At 65.6% G+C, this 20301-nt stretch carries 17 protein-coding genes and 1 pseudogene; 6 read left to right on the forward strand and 12 right to left on the reverse strand.

What is annotated here, in order from left to right; genetic code table 11:
• Window positions 1-81: 81 nt before the first annotated feature.
• Window positions 82-687 carry a fasciclin domain-containing protein gene (locus tag GGQ89_RS04720; RefSeq protein WP_184104457.1) on the forward strand — a complete coding sequence of 202 codons (606 nt, stop codon included), beginning with the start codon at window positions 82-84 and terminating at the stop codon, window positions 685-687.
• 49 nt (window positions 688-736) lie between these two features.
• On the opposite strand, the gene GGQ89_RS04725 is transcribed toward GGQ89_RS04720, so the two are convergent.
• Genes GGQ89_RS04725 through pgsA form a run of 3 tightly spaced genes read right to left on the reverse strand, consistent with a single transcriptional unit; the run spans window position 737 to window position 1985 of the window.
• On the reverse strand, window positions 737-1177 hold the full coding sequence (locus GGQ89_RS04725) for a molybdenum cofactor biosynthesis protein MoaE (protein WP_184104459.1): 441 nt from the start codon (window positions 1175-1177) through the stop codon (window positions 737-739).
• Window positions 1174-1431 (reverse strand): molybdopterin converting factor subunit 1, encoded by a 258-nt coding sequence (gene moaD / locus GGQ89_RS04730; protein WP_184104461.1) that lies wholly within the window; start codon window positions 1429-1431, stop codon window positions 1174-1176. Before moaD ends, GGQ89_RS04725 begins: the two co-directional genes overlap by 4 nt.
• Window positions 1431-1985 (reverse strand): CDP-diacylglycerol--glycerol-3-phosphate 3-phosphatidyltransferase, encoded by a 555-nt coding sequence (pgsA, locus tag GGQ89_RS04735; RefSeq protein ID WP_076716178.1) that lies wholly within the window; start codon window positions 1983-1985, stop codon window positions 1431-1433. The genes moaD and pgsA overlap by 1 nt, the downstream gene beginning before the upstream one ends.
• Window positions 1986-2099: 114 nt before the next feature.
• On the opposite strand from pgsA, the gene GGQ89_RS04740 reads away from it, so the two are divergent.
• Window positions 2100-3410 (forward strand): MFS transporter, encoded by a 1311-nt coding sequence (locus GGQ89_RS04740; RefSeq protein ID WP_184104463.1) that lies wholly within the window; start codon window positions 2100-2102, stop codon window positions 3408-3410.
• On the opposite strand, the gene GGQ89_RS04745 is transcribed toward GGQ89_RS04740, so the two are convergent.
• The 5 genes from GGQ89_RS04745 to GGQ89_RS04765 form a co-directional block, all read right to left on the reverse strand.
• Window positions 3407-3574: a hypothetical protein gene (locus GGQ89_RS04745; protein ID WP_184104464.1), complete on the reverse strand. Its 168-nt coding sequence runs from the start codon at window positions 3572-3574 to the stop codon at window positions 3407-3409. The two genes, GGQ89_RS04740 and GGQ89_RS04745, sit on opposite strands and share 4 nt — an antisense overlap.
• A 96-nt stretch (window positions 3575-3670) precedes the next feature.
• Window positions 3671-5374: a cation acetate symporter gene (locus tag GGQ89_RS04750; protein ID WP_184104466.1), complete on the reverse strand. Its 1704-nt coding sequence runs from the start codon at window positions 5372-5374 to the stop codon at window positions 3671-3673.
• Window positions 5371-5676: a DUF485 domain-containing protein gene (locus GGQ89_RS04755; RefSeq protein ID WP_184104468.1), complete on the reverse strand. Its 306-nt coding sequence runs from the start codon at window positions 5674-5676 to the stop codon at window positions 5371-5373. The genes GGQ89_RS04750 and GGQ89_RS04755 overlap by 4 nt, the downstream gene beginning before the upstream one ends.
• Before the next feature lie 70 nt (window positions 5677-5746).
• Window positions 5747-7063, reverse strand: a complete 1317-nt coding sequence (locus tag GGQ89_RS04760; protein WP_056434977.1) for a sigma-54-dependent transcriptional regulator — start codon at window positions 7061-7063, stop codon at window positions 5747-5749.
• Window positions 7060-8850 (reverse strand): sensor histidine kinase, encoded by a 1791-nt coding sequence (locus GGQ89_RS04765; RefSeq protein WP_240456495.1) that lies wholly within the window; start codon window positions 8848-8850, stop codon window positions 7060-7062. Before GGQ89_RS04765 ends, GGQ89_RS04760 begins: the two co-directional genes overlap by 4 nt.
• 78 nt (window positions 8851-8928) lie before the next feature.
• Here GGQ89_RS04765 and GGQ89_RS20230 point away from each other — a divergent pair, with 78 nt between their 5' ends.
• The 4 genes and pseudogenes from GGQ89_RS20230 (at window position 8929) to GGQ89_RS04780 (ending at window position 13323) form a co-directional block, all read left to right on the forward strand.
• A complete protein-coding gene (locus GGQ89_RS20230; protein WP_276208919.1) occupies window positions 8929-9063 on the forward strand; it encodes a hypothetical protein in 135 nt (44 codons plus the stop codon).
• Window positions 9060-10391, forward strand: a complete 1332-nt coding sequence (locus GGQ89_RS04770) for a dicarboxylate/amino acid:cation symporter (RefSeq protein WP_056434979.1) — start codon at window positions 9060-9062, stop codon at window positions 10389-10391. Before GGQ89_RS20230 ends, GGQ89_RS04770 begins: the two co-directional genes overlap by 4 nt.
• A 177-nt stretch (window positions 10392-10568) precedes the next feature.
• Window positions 10569-11990 (forward strand): annotated as a pseudogene (locus tag GGQ89_RS04775) (alginate export family protein).
• Between the two features lie 40 nt (window positions 11991-12030).
• The gene (locus tag GGQ89_RS04780; protein WP_184104472.1) at window positions 12031-13323 is read left to right on the forward strand and encodes an MFS transporter; all 1293 of its coding nucleotides are present in this window, start codon (window positions 12031-12033) and stop codon (window positions 13321-13323) included.
• 3 nt (window positions 13324-13326) lie between these two features.
• On the opposite strand, the gene mtnP is transcribed toward GGQ89_RS04780, so the two are convergent.
• From mtnP to GGQ89_RS04800, 4 genes are all read right to left on the reverse strand, one after another.
• Complete coding sequence (mtnP, locus tag GGQ89_RS04785; protein ID WP_184104474.1) at window positions 13327-14205, reverse strand: S-methyl-5'-thioadenosine phosphorylase; 879 nt, start codon at window positions 14203-14205, stop codon at window positions 13327-13329.
• 118 nt (window positions 14206-14323) lie between these two features.
• Entirely contained in the window at window positions 14324-15793 is a 1470-nt protein-coding gene (locus GGQ89_RS04790; RefSeq protein ID WP_184104476.1) for an efflux transporter outer membrane subunit, read from the reverse strand.
• Complete coding sequence (locus GGQ89_RS04795) at window positions 15786-18998, reverse strand: multidrug efflux RND transporter permease subunit (RefSeq protein WP_184104478.1); 3213 nt, start codon at window positions 18996-18998, stop codon at window positions 15786-15788. The genes GGQ89_RS04790 and GGQ89_RS04795 overlap by 8 nt, the downstream gene beginning before the upstream one ends.
• Before the next feature lie 18 nt (window positions 18999-19016).
• Window positions 19017-20204, reverse strand: a complete 1188-nt coding sequence (locus tag GGQ89_RS04800; RefSeq protein WP_184104480.1) for an efflux RND transporter periplasmic adaptor subunit — start codon at window positions 20202-20204, stop codon at window positions 19017-19019.
• Window positions 20205-20301 lie beyond the last annotated feature (97 nt).

Here is a 20301-nt window from a genome sequence, read left to right on the forward strand (position 1 = left end):
CGAGGAACGGCTGGCCTGCCCTTCACCATGCGGCGCGATGCGACCCCGCTCCGCCGCCAGAAGAACGGGAGTATGCTATTCATGTTGAAGACCTTTGCCATTCTCGTGTCCGCCACGGCCCTGACCGGCGCGGGTGCCGCCATGGCCCAGACGGCGCCCCAGACCGCACCGATGCAGCCCGCGCCTGCCCAGACTGCTCCAGCAGCCCCGACCAGCGCGACGCCCGCCACCACCGGTACCATCGTCCAGATCCTGGCCGCGACGCCGGATCGCAGCACGCTGGCGGGCCTCGTCACGACGGCGGGCCTGACTGCCGATCTGTCCGGCCCTGGCCCGTTCACCGTCTTCGCGCCGAGCAACGAGGCGTTCAGCCGTATGCCCCCGGGCGCGCTCGACACGCTGAGCAAGCCAGAGAACAAGGCCACGCTGGCGACGATCCTCAAATACCATGTAGTGTCGGGCAAGGTAACCGCCGACCAGCTGAAGGCGCAGATCGCGGCGGGCAACGGCACCGCCACGCTGACGACGCTCGCCGGTCAGCCGCTGACGGCACAGCTCGGCCCCAACGGCAATATCATGCTGACGGACGTGAACGGCCAGAAGGCCTATGTCGACAAGGCCGATGTGCAGGCGACCAACGGCGTCGTCCATCTGACCAACGGCATCAACGTGCCGAAGATCGGCTAAGTCGGCGGATCGTCGAAACAGGAAAAGGCGGGGCTTCGGCCTCGCCTTTTTATGAAGTCCAGCGTTCGGCCGCCGCCGTGTCGCTATCACGCGCCTCGACCCAGCGAGCGTCTTGTCCCCGCGTCTCGCGCTTCCAGAAGGGCGCGTCGGTCTTCAGCCGGTCGATCAGATAGGCGCAGGCGTCGAGCGCGTCGCGGCGATGCGGGGCCGCCGCCAGGACGAGCACGATCCGCTCGCCCGGCCGCATCGGGCCGACGCGGTGGACGATCGTTGCAGCTTGGAGCGACCAGCGTTCCGCCGCCTCCTGTGCAATCCGCTCCAACGCAGCCTCGGTCGCGCCGGGATAATGTTCGAGTTCGAGGCAGTCGACCCCGTCATCGGCGCGGACCAGCCCGCAAAAGCTCGCCACCGCGCCGACATCCTGCCCCTCGATCCGCGCCATTTCCTCGGCGAGATCGATCTGGGCGACCGATACCAGGATACGGATCATCCGCCCGTCACCGGTGGAAAGATCGCGACCTCACGGGCATTGCCGATGGCGGCGTCAAGGCCAACGAAAGTCTGGTCGACCGCGGCGCGCAGGCGCTCCGGTTCGGCCATCGCCTCGGCATAGCCGCCACCCCGCGTCGCCAGCCATGCGACCAGATCGCCGACCGTCACGACGTGCTCGGGCAGCGTCACCGTCTCTTCGGCCTGTCCGATCCGTTCCCGGACCCAGGCGAAATACAGGATCGTCAGCGTCATCAGCTATCCATATGCTTGAGGCCGACGCGGAGATAATCCCAGCCGGTGACGAGCGTCAGCACCGCCGCGGCCCAGAGCGCCGCCAGGGCCGCCACATGCATCCACGGCCAACCGGGCAGCGCGCCGCCCAGGATCAGACCACCGAGCGCGATCAGTTGCAGGGTCGTCTTCCACTTGGCCAGTCGCGACACGGGCACCGACACCTGCAACTGCGCCAGAAACTCGCGCAGTCCCGACACCGCGATCTCGCGCAACAGGATGACGAGGCCCGCGACCACGCTCACCCCGCTCAGCACCTGTACCGCGACCAGCACCAGGATGACCGAGGCGACCATGATCTTGTCGGCGATCGGATCGAGAAAGACGCCCAGCTTCGACACCGCCCCCTGCGCACGCGCGAGATAGCCGTCGAAATAATCGGTGATGCCCATCAGGCAGTAGAGGGCGAAAGCGATGCCATACCCCAGCGCCCAATCGGGTTGCCACAACAGCCCCGCGAGCAGCGGCACGGCCAGGATTCGCGAGAGCGTCAACAGGTTGGGCAGCGTCAGCATGCCGCCTTCTAACCGCTCGTTCGCGCATGACAAACCGCTTTAAGCGGTTGGCGATACGGGTACGCATGGCTATGTTGCTGTCATCCTGTTGCCACGATCGGGCCATTTTTCGTTATGCTCAATGCCCTCGGGCTTCTCAAACAGCGTCGCTTCCTGCCGCTGTTTGCCACCCAGTTTCTCGGCGCGTTCAACGACAACCTGTTCAAGACGTCGATGGTGTTGTTCGCCACCTATGCGATCTTCACCGACCCCCATTCCGAATTCTATTTCAATTGCGCCGCGACCGGCGCCGCCATCCTGCCCTTCGTCTTCCTGTCGGCACTGTCCGGGCAATTGGCCGACAGCCACGACAAGGCCAAGATCATCCGCATCGTGAAGACGGTCGAGATCGGCATCATGCTGGTCGGTGCGGGTGGCCTGCTGATCGCCAAGGCGGGGTACACGACCGCCGGACTGGCGCTGATGCTGGGCACGGTGCTGGCGCTGGGCGTCCATTCGACCTTTTTTGGGCCGATCAAATACGCCATCCTACCCCAGCATCTGGAGGCCGAAGACATATTGGGCGGCACCGGCCTGGTCGAGGCGGGGACCTATCTCGCGATCCTGCTCGGCACGGTCGCGGCGGGGTGGATCCCGATCGAGGCGGCCGCCATCGGCGTGCTGGTGGTCGCGGTGATCGGCTGGTTCCTGGGGCGTCAGGTGCCCCCGGCCCCGCGCGAAGGGCCGCCGCTGAAGCTCAACTACAACCCCTTTACCGCCTCGTGGCGGCTGATCTCGGCGACGCTGCATATCCGCCGCCTGTTCCTGGCGATCATCGCGATCAGCTTCTTCTGGACGATCGGCGCGGTTCTCATCATCATCTTCCCGCCGCTGGTGAAGAATGTCCTGACGGCGGACAAGGAAGTCGCCAGCCTGGCTATCGCCATCTTCTCGATCGGGGTCGCCATCGGATCGGTGGTCATCAACACGATGCTGAAGGGCGAGATTTCGGCGCGCTATTCGCCGATGTCGGTCATCGCCATGGGCGCCTTCGTCGTGCTGTTCTCGTTCCTTTGCCGCAACTGGACCCCGGCGGTCGGCGGCGGCCTGTATAGCTGGCAGGCGTTCCTGGCCGAGCCGCGGGCCATCGGTATCCTCGCCACGCTTCTGGCGATCGCCACGACCGGGGGCATGTTCGTCGTGCCGCTCTATGCCTTTCTGACCACCACGGTCGAAAAGGATCAGACCGCGCGGACGGTGGCGGCGAACAATATCGTCAACTGCTTCGCCATGACGATCGGCTCGGTCCTGGCCTTCGCGATCAGTGCGGCGGGCGTCTCATCGGCCGACATGCTGTTCGTGGTCGCGGGCATGTGCCTCGTATCCGCCTGGCTCGCACTGCTGCTGCACCGCGCCTGCGACGAGGTTTCCGTCGAACCGGCTTAAAACAGAAACGTGTAGATACTGATGAAGAAGGCCGTGAAGCTGAGGACGAACAGCCGGATATCCTGATCGTCGTCCTGTCGCCTCCGCGCTTTGACGGGGGGCGGCAGCGTGCGCCGAAAGGGGTGGCGGGCGGCTTCGTTGTTCAGGACTAGGCGGCGTCTCATAGCCCCCTGTTAACGTCTCGTTTACCGTTTCGGCAGCGGCCCGATATTGGACCGTCTGTCCCCGCTGCCCCGTATCGAGACAGCGGGGATCGAGACTCAGTGGTCGTGTGCGCCAGACGCCCCGATGCCCGTCTCCGAGCGGATGCGCTGCGCCGGATAGCCCGCCTTGTCGACCGCCGCACGACCGCTGCTGTCGGTGATCGACACCAGCCAGATGGTCAGGAACGCCAGCGGCATCGAGAAGATGGTCGGCGAGCCATAGGGGAAGATGGGCGCGGCATGGCCCAGGACGTTCACCCAGATGGCAGGCGACAGGATGGTCAACACGAGCGCGGTCAGCAGGCCGACCAGGCCGCCCGCCACCACGCCGCGCGTCGTGCAGCCCGACCATAGCAGGGACAGGAACAGCACCGGAAAGTTGGCCGACGCCGCCAGCGCGAAGGCCAGGCTGACCATGAAGGCGACATTCTGCTTCTCGAACAGAATGCCCAGCAGGATCGCGATGACGGCCAGCACCAGCACGGTGATCCGCGATACCCGGAGCTCGGAAGCGGAGTCGGCTTTGCCCTTCTTGATGACGGTCGCATAGAGGTCATGACTGACCGCCGAGGCTCCCGACAGGGTCAGACCCGCCACCACCGCCAGGATGGTTGCGAACGCCACCGCCGAGATGAAGCCCAGGAACAGGTTGCCGCCGACCGCCTGCGCCAGATGGATCGCCGCCATGTTGCTGCCGCCACGCAGCGCGCCCTCTGCATCGAGGAAGCCAGGGTCGGTCGCGACCAGCACGATCGCACCGAAGCCGATGACGAAGGTCAGGATGTAGAAATAACCGATCCAGCCCGTCGCCCACAGCACCGAGCTGCGCGCCGCCTTGGCATTGGGCACCGTGAAGAAGCGCATCAGGATATGCGGCAGGCCTGCCGTGCCGAACATCAGCGCGGCGCCGATCGAGATAGCGGAGATCGGATCCTTGATGAACCCGCCCGGCCCCATGATCGCCCGGCCCTTCGTCACCGCTTCGTCCGATCCTGCGCCCGCCAGGGCGGCCAGCGCCGTCTTCACTTCGACCGCGCGGGCGAACAGCGCCTCGGGGCTGAACCCGAACCGCGCCAGCACGGCGATCGCCATGAAGCTGGCAGCACCGAGCAGCATCATAGCCTTGACGATCTGAACCCAGGTCGTCGCGGTCATGCCGCCGAACAGGACGTACATCGTCATCAGCACGCCGACGATGATCACCGCATAGCCATAGGGCAAGCCGAACAGCAGGCGGATCAACTGCCCCGCCCCGACCATCTGCGCGATCAAATAGAACAGGACGACAAGCAATGTCGAACAGGCCGCTACCATCCGCACCGGCGTCTGGGCGAAGCGGAAGGACGCGACATCGGCGAAGGTGAACCGCCCGAGATTGCGCAGCCGCTCGGCCATCAGGAACAACAGGATCGGCCAGCCGACGAGAAAGCCGATCGAATAGATCAGCCCGTCATAGCCATCGGCATAGATCTGCGCCGAAATGCCCAGGAAGGATGCGGCGGACATGAAGTCGCCCGCGATCGCCAGGCCGTTCTGGAAGCCGGTAATCCCGCCCCCGGCCGTATAGAAATCGGAGGCCGTCCGGGTTCGCCGCGCGGCCCAGCGGGTGATGGCCAGCGTCAGCGCGACAAAGGCCGCGAACATGCCGATCGCGGTCCAGTTCGTCGCCTGCTGGACGGCAGGGCCGATGGCATGAGCCTCGGCTGCCGAGACGGGCAACAGCGTCAGGGCGACGGCGAGCGTGATCCCCCCGCGCGTCATGCACCATACTCCGCCCGAAGCGCGTCGATGACCGGATCGAAATCGCGATTGGCCCGCCATACGTACAGGCCGGTCAGCACGATCGCGAGGGCGATCACCCCCAGTCCGATCGGTATGCCCCAGCTCGTCGCGCGCCCGCTGACCGAATGGGCGAGCAACGCCTTGTCGAAGGCGATGGTCAGGACGAACCCGAAATAGACGATCAGCATGATGACCGTCAGGACAGTCGTGAAACGCCCTCGCTTGCGAACCAGCGCGATGTAGCGCGGATCGCTGGCCAGACGGGCTGCGGCATCCTCCATGGCAATCTCCTAACCCCCGCACCGTACATCGGTGTCGTGGCCGCCATGCTCCCCCGCCCCCGCCGTAACGTCAAGCGCGATTGGGGCGATAGGCGTTCAGGTCGATGCCGTGCCGTGCGACCTTGTCGTAAAAGGTCTTGCGCGGGATGCCCAGCACTGCGAGCGCCGCGCGGACGTCGCCCGCCACTTCCTCGAGCACGGCGCGGATCGTCGCGCCCTCGAATTGCTCGACCCGTTCGGGCAGGGGTAGCGGATCCCCCGCCTCGCGCGCTTCGCCGAAAAGGCCCAGCGCGACGCGGTTCGCATAGTTGCGCACCTCGCGCACATTGCCCGGCCAGTCGTGCGACAGCAGCCGCGCCTGGATACTGCCGTCGATCATCGGCACTGGCCGCCCGAAGCGCTCCGCCGCCTCGCGCAGGAAATGAGCAAAGAGCAACGGCACGTCGGCCCGCCGCTCGCGCAACGGCGGCACGCGTAGCCGCACCGCGTCGAGCCGGTAGAGTAGGTCGGCGCGGAAACGCCCCTCCTCCACCGCGCGGGCCAGATCGGATTTGGCGGCGGCCACGATGCGCAGGTCGAGCAGTTGCGGATCCTCCGCCCCGATCGCGCGGACCTCCCGCTCCTCGACCACGCGGAGCATCCGGCCCTGGAGCGCCGGGGCCATGCTGTCCACCTCGTCGAGAAACAGCGTGCCGCGATGTGCCGCCGCGATCCGTCCCGGCGTCCGGCCATGAGCCTGGCCGAACAGCTCGTCCTCGGCAATGGCCTCGGGCAAGGCGGCGCAGTCGACCGCGATGAAGGGCCGCGTACGCCTGGCGCTCCACCGGTGGAGCAGCAGCGCGACCAGTTCCTTGCCCGTCCCCGTCTCTCCCTCGACCAGCACGTCGACATCGGCCTGCGCCACCTGTCGCACCGTATCGCGAAGCCGCATCATGACCGGGGTCTCCCCGATCAGCGGATAGGCACCCTGTGCTTCCTCCGCCGCCTGTCGCAACCGCCGGTTGTCCAGGACCAGCCGCCGCATCTCCAACGCGCGTTCGGCGCTGGAGATCAGGTGATCGGCGGCAAAGGGCTTGGCGACGAAGTCATAGACGCCCTGCTTCAGCGCGGCGACGGCCATCGGTACATCACCGTGCCCGGTCATCAGGATCACCGGGATTTCGGCGTCGATCGCGGCCACCCGCTTCGACAGTTCGATGCCGTCCAGGCCGGGCATCCGTATGTCGGACACGACCATGCCGGGAAAATCGGCGGTGATCGTCGCCAGCGCCGCCAGCGGATCGCCATGCGCCTCGACATCGATCCCGGCCAACTCGAACGACTGGGCCAGTGCCTGACGCAGCACCGTGTCGTCATCGACCAGAAGGACCCGCAACGTATCGCTCATGCGCGGCGCATCCTCAGACGAAAGCCTGCACCGCCCAGACTTGAGGAGATGGTTTCCAACACGCCGCCAAACTCCGTCATGATATCCCGCGCAATCCCCAGCCCCAGGCCCAGCCCATCGGGCTTGCCGGTCACGAAGGGAGTGAAAATCTCGGTCGCGATGGCCGGGTCCAGACCGGGGCCATTATCCTCTACGGTCAGTTCGACCCCATCGGGATGCTCGACGACCGTCAGTCGCACGCGCGGCGAAGGAGTCTCCGCCACGGCGTCCAGTGCGTTCTGGAGGAGATTGACCAGCACCTGCTCCAGCCGCACGCGCCCCGCCACAACCCGGGGCAGGGCCCCGCCCCTCGGCCGCTCCAGCGCGACCCCGGCGGTGCGGAACCGGTCGCCGATCAACAGCATCGTGCCGTCCAGCACCGCCTCCAGCGACACCGGGCCCAGCCCATGCGTACCGCGCCGAACGAAGCGCCGCATCTCCTGAACGATCGAACCAATGCGCTCGGTCAGCTCGACGATCGTGGCCAGATTGCCCGCGGCCTTGTCCGGCTTGTCTCGCGACAGGAAGGTGCGGGCATTGTCCGCCAGCGTGCGGATCGCCGCCACCGGCTGATTGATTTCATGCGCCACGCCTGCCGTGATCGAGCCCAGCGAGCCCAGCCGATTGGCCTGTGCCAATTCCTCGCGCGCCGCGCGGAACCGCTGGTCGGCACGGATACGCTCGGAAATCTCGACGGTCAGCTGGTCGTTGGTTGCGCGCAGTTCCGCCGTGCGCCGGGCGACCTCCTCCTCCAACGCCTCGCGCGCCATCGCCGCGCGTTCGGCGCGTGTCCGTCGCCAGATCGCCAGCAGTGTCAGCCCGATCAACCCGACCGCGATCAGCGCCGTGACCGAACGGACCCAGCCGTCCGCCTCCTTCAGCGCGGGCTTGGAGGGAAGGACATGAACCAGTTGCCACCGGGGCAGCGGCGCGGGCGTGACGCCGACGATGTAGCGTGTCCCCTCCCGGTCGGTCGCATCGCCGCCCGCGATCCTGTAGGGGCCGGGGCGAAGGGCGATCGTGCCGAATTGCTGGCTTTCGCGGATCGCCATCTTCGCCGAAGGGTTCAGCGGACGGGTCAGCGTGAACTCCGCGGCGGGATCGGTCGTGACCACGACCACGCCGTGATCGTCGAGCAGCAGCGTCTGCCCCGCATCGCTTGCCCAGGCCTGTACCATATGCGCGAATTCGACCTTCACCACGACCACACCGTCCGGGGCAGTCGCAGGGCCGATCCGTCGGGCAAGAAACAGGCCGGGCCGGTGGCTCGTATTGCCCAAGGCGAAATATTCGGACGTGCCGGTTCGCATCGCCTGACGGAAATAGGGGCGAAACCCGTAATCGCGCCCGACAAAGCTGTCCGCACGCCCGGCATTGGAGGCAGCGACCGTACGCCCGCGCCTGTCGATGGCGTAGATGACCGGCGCGCCGGTGCGCTCCGCCAACCCGCGCAGCTTATCGTTCAGCCGCGCGGCGGCCTCTACCGACCCGTTGCGCAGGGCGTCACCGACATCGGGATATTCGACCAGCACGATGGGCAGCAGCCGGAAGCGCTGCAACTCGCTGCTCAGCAGCCTTTCTTCCTGCCGGGCGATGCGCAGGGTCTCGCCCCGGAGATCGGACAGCGCCTGCCTATGGGCGTAGAGACGCAGCAGCGAACCTGCGACGACCGTCAACAGCACTACCGCCAACAGCGGCAGGGCATGGCGCCGAACTAGGGCTCGGCCGGGATAGGACGGCAACGACATATGTGCGAAATATCGCAACCCGTGCCCGAGCGCCATGCGGATTTTCGCGCGACATAACGCAACGCCACGTCATCTATCATGTTATTTCAGATGCTTAGCGGCATTTTCGATAAAATTGAATTCCCCGGCGGCATTCCGCACACTGACGGCAATTCGGAAGCGCGGCCTACCGCGTCCGGCCCACTTTTTGTAGAGGATGCTGAAAAGTCATGATCGCCCAAGATTATGCCGTGGCAGAGGCGCCCCGTCGGGCGCGTATCTGGTCTCACCTGTATGTACAGGTTCTGTTCGCGATCGCGCTGGGCGCGATCATCGGTCATTTCTGGCCGAGCTTCGGCGAATCCCTGAAGCCGATCGGCGACGCCTTCATCAAGCTGGTGAAGATGATCATCGCCCCCGTCATCTTTCTGACCGTCGTCACCGGTATCGCCGGCATGCGCGAACTGGGTTCGGTCGGCCGCGTCGCCGGCAAGGCGTTCTTCTACTTCATCACCGTCTCGACCTTCGCGCTGATCGTCGGTCTGGTCGTCGCCAATGTCGTTCAGCCGGGCGCGGGCATGAACATCGATCCCAGCACGCTGAAGGTCGGGTCGATCGCCGAATATACCGCCAAGGCGCATGACACGACGGTCACCGGCTTCCTGCTGGGCATCATTCCCGATACGTTGATCAGCGCGTTCACGCAGGGCAACATCCTGCAGGTGCTGATGGTCGCCATCCTGTTCGGCATCTCGATGGCGCTGGTCGGCGAGCCCGCCCGCCCGCTGCTGAACAGCCTGGAGCGGATCAGCGTCGTCATCTTCCGCATGGTCGGCATCCTGATGCGGGCCGCCCCGATCGGTGCCTTCGGCGCCATCGCCTTCACCATCGGCAAATATGGTGTCGGCAGCCTGGTCAATCTCGGCGCGCTGGTCGCGACCTTCTATCTCACCTCGATCCTGTTCGTCGTCGTCGTGCTGGGCACCATCGCCCGCGCCAACGGCTTCTCGGTCCTGAAGCTGATCCGCTACCTGAAGGCCGAACTGCTGCTCGTCCTCGGCACCTCGTCGTCCGAAGCCGCCCTGCCCAATCTTCTCGTGAAGATGGAAAAGGCCGGTTGTGAAAAGTCGGTCGTCGGTCTGGTCGTCCCGACCGGCTATTCCTTCAACCTCGACGGCACCAACATCTACATGACGCTGGCCGCGCTGTTTATCGCCCAGGCCTGCGGCGTCGACCTGTCGCTCGGCCAGCAGCTGGCCCTGCTCCTTGTCGCGATGCTGTCGTCCAAGGGTGCGGCGGGCGTCACCGGCGCGGGCTTCATCACCCTGGCGGCCACTCTGTCGATCGTGCCGGACGTGCCGGTCGCTGGCATGGCGCTGATCCTGGGTGTCGACCGCTTCATGTCGGAATGCCGCAGCCTGACCAACTTCATCGGCAACGCGGTGGCCACCGTCGTGGTCGCCCGTTGGGAAGGCGCCCTCGACAAGGACGCTCTCGACGCCGCGCTCAGCGGCAAGCCGATGCTCTCCACCCCTGCCACTGTCCAGCCGGCCATCGCCTGATCCCTATCCCGGCACGACCCGGCCGACCGCATCGGCCGGGTCATTTGTTTACCGGGATGCTATAAGGCAACCGACGCGACGACATATTGGTTTGATTGAGGGGGATTTTCCATGAAGTTTCTATGGCTTGTCGGCACCGCCATGGTGTCGGCGATGGGGGTTGCCGTTTCCCCGGCTATGGCACAGACCGTCACCCCGAAGGCCGCTGCCGAACCCGCCAGCCCTGCCAGCACCGCCTATCCCACCAGTGCGGCGGGCGATGGCAACACCGTGGCGGGTTATAATCAGTCCCGCTGGGCCGAGGACTGGCGCAAATATTGCGATCCGTCCAAGCGCGACGACTTTATCGACGCCCTGAAATGCGTGAAGCTGACCGAGGACGGCAAGTCCTATGTCACCTTCTCGGGCGAGCTTCGCACCCGCGTCAATATCACCACCAATCCCAACCTCCGCGAAGTGCAGCAGCAGCGTCAGGATATTGCCCGCATTGTCGGCGGCGCGGATTTCCACCTCGGCGATCACTTCCGTGTCTTCGGGGAACTCGGCCGCGCCGAACTCCAGGGCATCAACCTTGGCGCACCGGGCGGCAATCTGCGCAACCAGCTGGCGGTGCAGCAGCTCTTCGCCGAGGTGAAGGGCAAGGCGCTGGGCCTGGACGTCGGCGTGCGCGCCGGTCGCCAGGAATTCTTCGACGGGCCGCAGCTGCTGACGGTCGGTCGTGACAATAACACGCTGTTCTTTGTGCTGGATGGCGTTCGCGCCTATGCGCGCGGCAAGGATGCCCGCGTCGACATTTTCGACCTGAACTACGTCACCTATGGCTTTCAGGGCATAAGCGACGACAAGACCAACCCGGACGTGCGCTTCTCGGGCGCGACCTTCGGCTTCCGCCTGTCGCCCAAGCTGTTCGGCGGGTCCAAGCTGTACCTCGATCCGTTCATCTGGCGCCTCCGCAACCGCCGGGCGGTCTGGGGTCCGACGACCGGGCTGGAGGAACGCTATTTTCTCGGCCTCCACGCTTATGGCGATGCCGGGCCGGTCAATATCGACTGGACCGTCAACAACCAGCGCGGCACCTTCAACAACCGTTCGATCGAGGCGTGGCAGGCGTTCATCGCCCAGACCTATCGCCTGGGTAACAAGCCGGACGCGCCGCGGGTCGGCGTGCATTTCGACTATGGCTAGGGCGGCGGTGCCTATCAGCGGACGGGCGAGCTGAACACGACCAACGGCCTGTTCGGCAACAACATCTATTATAGCTATGGGTTGTTCCTGACGCCGACCAACCTGTTGTACACCGCACCGAACTTCACCTTCTCGCCGATCAAGGGCGTGCGTCTGGCGACCGAATATGGCTTTGCCTGGCGGCCCGACGAGTTCGACGCGGTGTACCGCGCCAACGGCTCGGCGCTGCCGGGCACGCAGAATGTCCGCGGCAAGAAGGTGGCCGAGGTCGCCCGTCTTCAGGCGACATGGACCATAACGCCGCGTCTTTCGTTCGTTGGCCGTTACGAACATTTCAAGGCGGACACGGTGCTGCAACGCGCCAACCTGAAAAGCTCGGATTTCTGGGCAGGATGGTTGAGCTTCCGCTTCTAACAAGGCGAAAAAGCCGAAAACTGTAAAAGGGGAGTATGACATGACCAGTATCACCGCCGATCCCGGGCGCGAGCGGTTGAAGGCCATCATAGGTGGCTCGACCGGCAATCTCGTCGAATGGTTCGACTGGTATGTCTACTCCGCCTTCACTCTGTATTTCGCCCCGCATTTCTTCCCGTCGGAGGATCGCACGGCGCAATTGCTGAGCGCGGCGGCCGTGTTCGCGGTCGGCTTCATCATGCGGCCGATCGGGGCATGGGTCATGGGCATCTACGCCGATAGCCGGGGCCGTAAGGCGGGGCTCAGCCTGTCGGTCACGCTGATGTGTGCGGGTTCGCTGATCATTGCGGTCACGCCGGGCTACCAGACGATCGGCCTGGCCGCCCCGGCGCTGCTGGTGCTGGCGCGCCTGATGCAGGGCCTGTCGGTCGGCGGCGAATATGGCGCCAGTGCCACCTATCTGTCCGAAATGGCGGGCAAGGATCGGCGCGGATTCTTCTCGTCCTTCCAATATGTCACGCTGATCTCGGGCCAGCTGCTCGCCATCTGTGTGCTGTTGATCCTACAATCGACCATGTCTGAGGCGGCGCTGGACGAATGGGGCTGGCGCATCCCGTTCGCCGTGGGCGCGGTACTGGCGGTCGTCGTCTTCTATATCCGGCGTGGCCTGGCCGAGACCGACAGCTTTAAGAACGCCAAGAAGGATGGCGCGCCCAAGTCGGGTTTGGTTCAGCTGTTCACCAAGCATCCCAAGGAAACGCTGACGGTCATGCTGCTGACCGCGGGCGGCACCCTCGCCTTCTATGCCTATTCGATCTACATGCAGAAGTTCCTGGTCAACACCAGCGGCTTCAGCCGTGAGGTCGCCAGCCAGATCAACGCCGTGACCCTGTTCGTCTTCATGCTGCTCCAGCCGGTGGCGGGCGGCCTGTCGGACCGGATCGGACGCAAGCCATTGATGGTCGCATTCGGCATCGCGGGCGTGCTGCTGACCTATCCGATCTTCTCGACGCTGGAGACGACGCGCGATCCGATCGTCGCGGGGGCGCTGGTCATGGGCGCGCTGATTATCGTCACCGGCTATACCTCGATCAACGCCGTGGTGAAGGCCGAGCTGTTCCCGGCGCATATCCGGGCCCTCGGCGTCGCCCTGCCCTATGCGCTAGCCAATACCATTTTCGGCGGCACGGCGGAATCGGTTGCGCTGCTGTTCAAGAAGGCGGGCTTCGAACAGGGCTTCTACTGGTATGTCACTGCGATGATCGGCATCTCGCTGATCGTTTACTTGCGGATGCGCGACACCCGCAAGAACAGCCAGATCGTCGAGGACTGATTCTTAACCGCCTCGTGTGGCGAGGACACGCGACACGATCGGGCCGAGGCTATCCGCCTTGGCCCGATCCACATGCGAGCTAGGGGTGATCAGCGCCTGATCGAGCACGGTATCGATCGGCGAGGCGGTCCGCTCTTCGGGCAACATGGGGGCCAGTTCCTCAACCAGCGCCCGCGCGGTCGCCGCGTTTCGGCTGAGCTGTGCCAGGATCGCATCAACCTCAACATGCGCCTCGTCCTCGCGCCAGCAGTCATAGTCGGTGACCATGCCTATCAGCGCATAGGGAAGCTCCGCCTCGCGAGCCAGTTTTGCCTCGGGCATGGCGGTCATGCCGATCACGTCCGCGCCCCATTGGCGATACAGATGGCTTTCCGCACGGGTCGAGAATTGCGGCCCCTCCATCGCGAGATAGGTGCCGCCATGGACCATGCTGGCCCCGGCCCGCTCGCCCGCCTGCGCCGCCAGGGTCGACAGGCGCGGACAGACCGGATCGGCCATCGAGACATGCGCGACCAGCCCTTCGCCAAAGAAACTGGTATCGCGGTGGACGGTCCGGTCGATGAACTGGTCGACCGCGACGAAATGGCCGGGCGGCAATTCCTCTCGCAGCGAGCCGATGGCCGAGATGGCGAGCACGTCGGTGCACCCCGCCAGCTTCAGTGCATGAATATTGGCGCGCGCATTGACCTCGGTCGGCGACAGGCGATGCCCCCGGCCATGGCGCGGCAGGAAGACGAAACGCACGCCCCCGATGCGCCCGCGCACCAGCGTGTCGGACGGTGCGCCCCAGGGCGTGTCGAGCACCAGTGTCTCGACATCCTCCAGCGCATCGATCGCGTAGAGGCCGGAGCCGCCGATGATCCCGATCGTCCAACCCGTCATAGTGCTCTCCCGTCGCATCCTGCGCCGGTTAGGCGCTCCGTCAGACAAAGCAAAGGGGCGCACGGGGAGAGGACCCGTACGCCCCTCGCTCGACCGCACCGGCCGGGGGTTCGGGGATTTAGCCGGACGCGGGAACCGTGGTCGCCACTCCGCCTTCGCGCAGGCCACCGCCCAGCGCGACATAGAGGGTGACGTCGTTTTGGAGCGCCGCGCTGCGCAGGGTCAGCAATTGCTGCTCGGCGGAGAACAGGTTGCGCTCGGCATCCAGCACTTCGAGATAAATGGCGATGCCGTTGGTGTAGCGAAGCCGCGCCGTCCGGGCGAGCCGCCGCTGCGCGTCGACGGCGCGGGTCTGCGCCTCGATCTGCTCCGCATAGCGGCGGCGGGCGACCAGTGCGTCCGCCACCTCGCGGAACGCACCCTGCACCGTGCGCTGATAGGCGGCGGTCAGCTCGTCCGCCTGCGCCCGGCTGAGCTTCAACTGCGCGTTGCGGCGGCCCCAATCGAAGATCGGTAACAGGGCCGCACCCTGCACCTGATATTGCGTCGAATTGCCGTCGATCAGGCTGCTGAGCGCAGGCGAGACGAAGCCCGCCAGTCCGGTCAGCGAAATGCTGGGCAGGAACGCCGCGCGGGCCGCGCCGATATTGGCGTTGGCGGCGAGCAGTTGCTGCTCGGCCTGAAGAACGTCAGGCCGGTTGACCAGCAGTGCGGAGGGCAGGCCCGGCTCGATCGCGGCGAACTGGTTCTGGTCACCCAGCCGCCGTCCGGCGGGCAGCGGCGCGGTGATCGGGCCGCCGACGAGCACGGTCAACAAATTCTGCGACTGCGCCACGGTACGGCGAAGCTCGGCCAACTGCGTCTCGGCCTGGGTCAGCAGGGCTGCCGCCTGGTCGTAATCGACACTGGACGTCACGCCCGCATCCATCCGTCGCTTGGCGATGCCCAGCCCCTCACGGCGGCTGGTGACGGTCTGCTCTGCGAGTGCGATCTGTTCTTCGGCAGCGCGTATCTGGAGGTAGGTCGCGGCGACCTGTCCGACCAGCGACAGGCGGAAGGCACGTTCGGCCTCGACGGTCGCCAGATATTGCCGCCGCTGCGCCTCGGCCAAGTTGCGAACCCGGCCCCAGAAATCCAGCTCGAAACTCGACACCCGCGCGCCCAGCGAGAACTGATTATAGGTGATCGAGGTCGGGTTCTGCGCATCCCCCGCGCCGGGGATCGCATTGCCGAAGCCCAGCGAGTTGAGCGGCACCCGCGTCCGCGCTGCCCCCGCCGTGGCGTCCAGCGCGGGCAGGCGCTGCGCATCCTGGATGCGGTACTGCGCCCGCGCCTGCGCCACCCGCGCCACCGCCTGAGCGAGGTCGCGGTTGTTGGCGAGGGCGGCGGCGATATAAGCCTTGAGTTGTTCGTCGGCGAAGAACTCGCGCCAGCCGATCTCGGCCGCCGTCCGCGTACCGCTCACCGCCTCGGGATAGGTGGCGGAGACGGGCGCGATCGGCTGGCGATATTGCGGCGCCAGGTTGCAGCCCGCCAGCGCGCTGGTCAGCGCCAACATGGCGGCGGCACGGGAAATCCCTTTACGCATGGGCCGGGCCCTCCTCTTCGCCGGTTCGTGCCTCACGCTCGCGCGCTTCCTCCTCGGCATCCGCCGCCTCATGGTCATGCTCGCGCGCCAGCCATTTCTTGGCCGCGATGTAGAAGGCCGGCGTGAAGAAGATGCCGAATGCCGTCGCCGCGATCATGCCGCCCATGACGCCGGTGCCAACCGCCCGACGGCTGGCCGCGCCCGCCCCCGTCGCGATGAACAGCGGCACCATGCCCAGGATGAAGGCAAGGCTGGTCATCAGAATGGGACGCAGACGCTGGCGCGCCGCCTCCAGCGTCGCCTCGAAGGGTGAACGGCCGCCCTCTTCGTCCTCGATTGCGAATTCGACGATCAGGATCGCGTTCTTGGCGGCCAGACCGATGATCGTGATGAGACCCACATTAAAATACACGTCCGCCGAGAAGCCCCGGAAGATGGTCATCAACACCGCGCCCAGCACGCCGAACGGCACCACCAGCAACACGGCCAGCGGGATCGCCCAGCTTTCGTAGAGCGCTGCGAGCAGGAGGAAGACCACGACCAGCGACAGGCCCAGCAAAAGGCCGATCTGGCCACCCGCCTGTTGCTCTTCATAGGCCGTGCCGGTCCATTCGAAGCTCATGCCGGCCGGCATCACCTCGCGCGCGATCTGTTCCATCTGCTTCAACGCGGTGCCGGTCGACTGGCCCGGCGCGGCCATGCCCGAGACGGTCAGCGACGGATAGCCGTTATAGCGTTCCAGCTGCTGCGGCCCGTTCTGCCACCGCACCTTCGTGAAGGCCGAGAAGGGCACCATATTGCCCTGCGCATTGCGGACGCGGAGCGCCAGCACGTCCTCGGGCGACATTCGCTGCGGTGCATCGGCCTGAAGATAGACGCGCAACACATTGCCTTCGCGAACGAAATCGTTGGCGTAGGCCGAGCCGAAGGCGATCGACAGTGTCTGGTTCACATCCGCAATCTGAAGCCCCAGCGCGCGCGCCTGGATACGGTCGATATCGACGTAGAGCTGCGGTGCGGGGCCCAGACCTTCGGGACGAACGCCCATCAGCGCCTTGTTCTGCGACGCCTTGGCCAGGATCGCGCCCTGGGCCTGCTGCAACGCCGCGGCGCCCAGACCCGAGCGATCCTCGATCTTCATCGAGAAGCCCGTCGCATTGCCCAGCGCCTGGATCGGCGGCGGGTCGAGCGCGAAGATGGTCGCCTCCGGGATCGACTGGACAAAGCCCATCGTCTTGCCGACCAGCGTGGTCGAGTTGTTCTCGGTCCCCTTGCGGTCGTGCCAGGGCTTCAGGTTGACGAACGAGATACCCGCCGCCTGGCCCTGACCGAAGAAGTTGAAGCCCGCGACCGACACGATGTCCGACACCTGCGACTGGTCGTGCAGGAACTTCTCGACCTTGGTGATCGCCTCGCCCGTCCGCTCCAGCGTCGCGCCGGGTGCCGCGTCATAGGATACGAAGATATAGCCCTGGTCCTCGGTCGGCAGGAAGCCGCCGGGGATGCGGGTGAACATCAGGCCGGTGATCACGACGACGACGGCGAACACCGCCAGCCAGCGGACCGGCCGCGACATCATCCGCTTCACGCCGCCCGTATATTTCTCCGTACCTCGGCCAAACTTGTCGTTGAACCAATTGAAAAAACGCTGCGGCAGGCCGCGCACGCCCGGCTTGGGTTCGCGTCGGTCCTCCTGATGCGCATCCTCATGCTTCAACAGGGTGGCGCACAGCGCAGGCGTCAGCGTCAGCGCGAGCACGGCCGAGAAGAAGATCGACACGGCCAGCGTCACCGAGAACTGGCGATAGATACCGCCGGTCGAGCCCGGGAAGAACGCCATCGGGATGAACACCGCCACCAGCACCAGCGTGATGCCGATGATCGCACCCGTGATCTGGCCCATGGCCTTCACGGTCGCGCGGCGGGGGCTCAGCCCCTCCTCCGACATGATACGCTCGACATTCTCGACGACCACGATCGCGTCGTCGACCAGGATGCCGATCGCCACCACCATGCCGAAAAGCGACAGGGTGTTGATCGAGAAGCCGAAGGCCAGCAGGCCGATACAGGCCCCGCCCAAAGCGATCGGCACGACGATCGCGGGGATCAGCGTCGCGCGCCAGTTCTGGAGGAACAGGAACATCACCAGGAAGACGAGGATCATCGCCTCGACCAGCGTATGGATCACGCTGTCGACCGAGGCGGTGATGAACGGCGTCGTGGTGAAGGGCACGCTCCACGTCACATCGGCCGGGAAGCTTGTCTGAAGCTGCTTCATCCTGGCCGTAACCGCGTCCGCCGTCGCCAGCGCATTCGCACCGCTGGCCAGCTGGACGGCCAGACCCACGGTCTCCTTGCCGTTCAGGGTCAGACGGAAACCGTAATTGTCCTTGCCCAGCTCGACGCGCGCCACATCACCCAGGCGTATGGCCGAACCGTCGGGGTTCGCGCGGATGATGATCTGGCGGAACTGCTCCGGGGTGGCGAAGCGGTTCTGAGTGATGATCTGCGCGGTGAACTCGGCGGTACGGTTCAGCGGCTGCGCACCGATCGATCCGCCCGCCGTCTGGCTATTCTGTTCCTGCACGGCGGCCAGCGCTTCCGACGCCGACAGGCTATAGCCCGCCAGCTTCTGCGGATCGAGCCAGATACGCATCGCATAGGGCGAGCCGAACAACTGCACGTCACCCACGCCGTCGATACGGCGAAGCTCATTGCGGATATTATTCTCGGCGAAGTTGCCCATCTCGACCGGGCTGGTCTTGCCCGACTTGGAACTGAGCGTGATGACTTCGAGGAAGCCCGCCGAGCCCTCAGTCACCTGGATGCCAAGCGCGCGAACCTCCTGCGGCAGGCGCGGTTCGGCGCGGCTCAGGCGGTCCTGGATCTGCGTGCGCGCCACGTCCAGGTCGGTGCCCGGCTTGAAGGTGACCGTGATCTGCGCGGTGCCGTTGGAACGGCTGGTCGACGCCATGTAGAGGAAATTGTCGACGCCGTTCAGTTCCTTTTCGATGACTGCGGTCACCGAACGGTCCATCACCTCGGCATCGGCACCGTTATAGCTGACGGCCAGATTGAGCGCGGGCGGCGCGACCGAGGGATAGCTTTCGATCGGCAGCAGCCGCAGCGAAATCACACCGAACAGCGCGATGAAGAGCGCGATCACCCAGGCGAATACCGGGTGATAGACGAAAAAGCGGTTCATGATGCTCTACTCCGGCGATCAGCGGCCTGTGGCAGGCTGACCGCCCGCCTGCCCCTGTGCCTGCGCGCCGCCGGGCTGCCCCGGTTGCCCGATGCGGACCTTCTGGCCCGGCTGTACCTTCTGCCAGCCCTCGGTGATGACCTTCTCGCCCGGGTTCAGACCGGACAGGATCACCCAGTTGCTGCCGACCTGACCGCCCAGCGTGACCGGGCGCGACTGGACCGTACCTGAAGCATCGACCACCATGACCGAGGCTGCCTGGTTGCTTAGCTGGACTGCGCGCTGCGGCACCGAGATGCCGTTGCGGATCGTGCCTGCATTCACATGCGCGCGGACGAACTGTCCGGGCAGCAGGGCGCGGGTCGGGTTGGGGAAGCGTGCACGCAGTTGCTGGCTACCGGTCGTCGGATCCACCGTCTGCCCGGCAAAGTCGAGCTGGCCGGTCGGACCATATTCTGATCCGTCCTCCAGCGTCAGGCGCACGGTGATGTGCGACAGGTCGGGTAGCGCCAGACCACCTGAACGCGCCTGCTGGATCAACTCGCTCAGCGCCGCGCTCGACTGGGTGAAGACGGCGTAGATCGGCGAGAGCTGGTCGACCTGGGTCAGCGGCGTCGCCTGGGTCGCGCTGACCAGTGCGCCCTCGGTCACCTGCGCGCGACCGACGCGACCGGCGATGGGCGCGCGGACGATGGTGTAGCTCAGCTGCAACTGCGCACGCGACAAGGCGGCGCGAGCATCGGCGACGCTGGCATCCGCCTGGCGCAGCGTCGACTGGGCCGCGTCGAACTCCTGCGCGCTGACCGCGCGTTCCGACACCAGCGGCTGGTAACGGCGGACGATAGATGCGGCGTTCACCCGTGCCGCCTCGGCCCGTGCCAGCGCAGCCTGGGCCTGTTGCACCTGCGCGCGATAATCGCGCTGGTCGATGCGGAACAGAGGCTGACCCTCGGCTACGTCGGTGCCTTCGCGGTACAGCCGCGCCTCGACGATACCGTCGGTCCGGGCCCGGACCTCGGCGGTGCGGATCGCCTCGATCCGGCCGGGCAGCTCGATGATGTTGGGAACGGCAGCAGACTGAACGGTGATTGCGGTGACGAGGGGCGGTGGCGGAGCAGCCTGTTGCTGCTGCGACGCTTCCTGCCCGCACGCCACCAGCGCCAATGCCATCGCGAGCGACGACCCCAGGACGGTAAATTTGGACATCCCGTGAAACTCCCTGAAGCACATGACGTTTCGGTCATTAAGTTCCCCTGTACTTCGCACCTGCGAAAAAGCAACGACCAGGTGCAATTAAATTTGA

This window comes from Sphingomonas yabuuchiae, from assembly GCF_014199595.1.
Taxonomy (GTDB): domain Bacteria; phylum Pseudomonadota; class Alphaproteobacteria; order Sphingomonadales; family Sphingomonadaceae; genus Sphingomonas; species Sphingomonas yabuuchiae.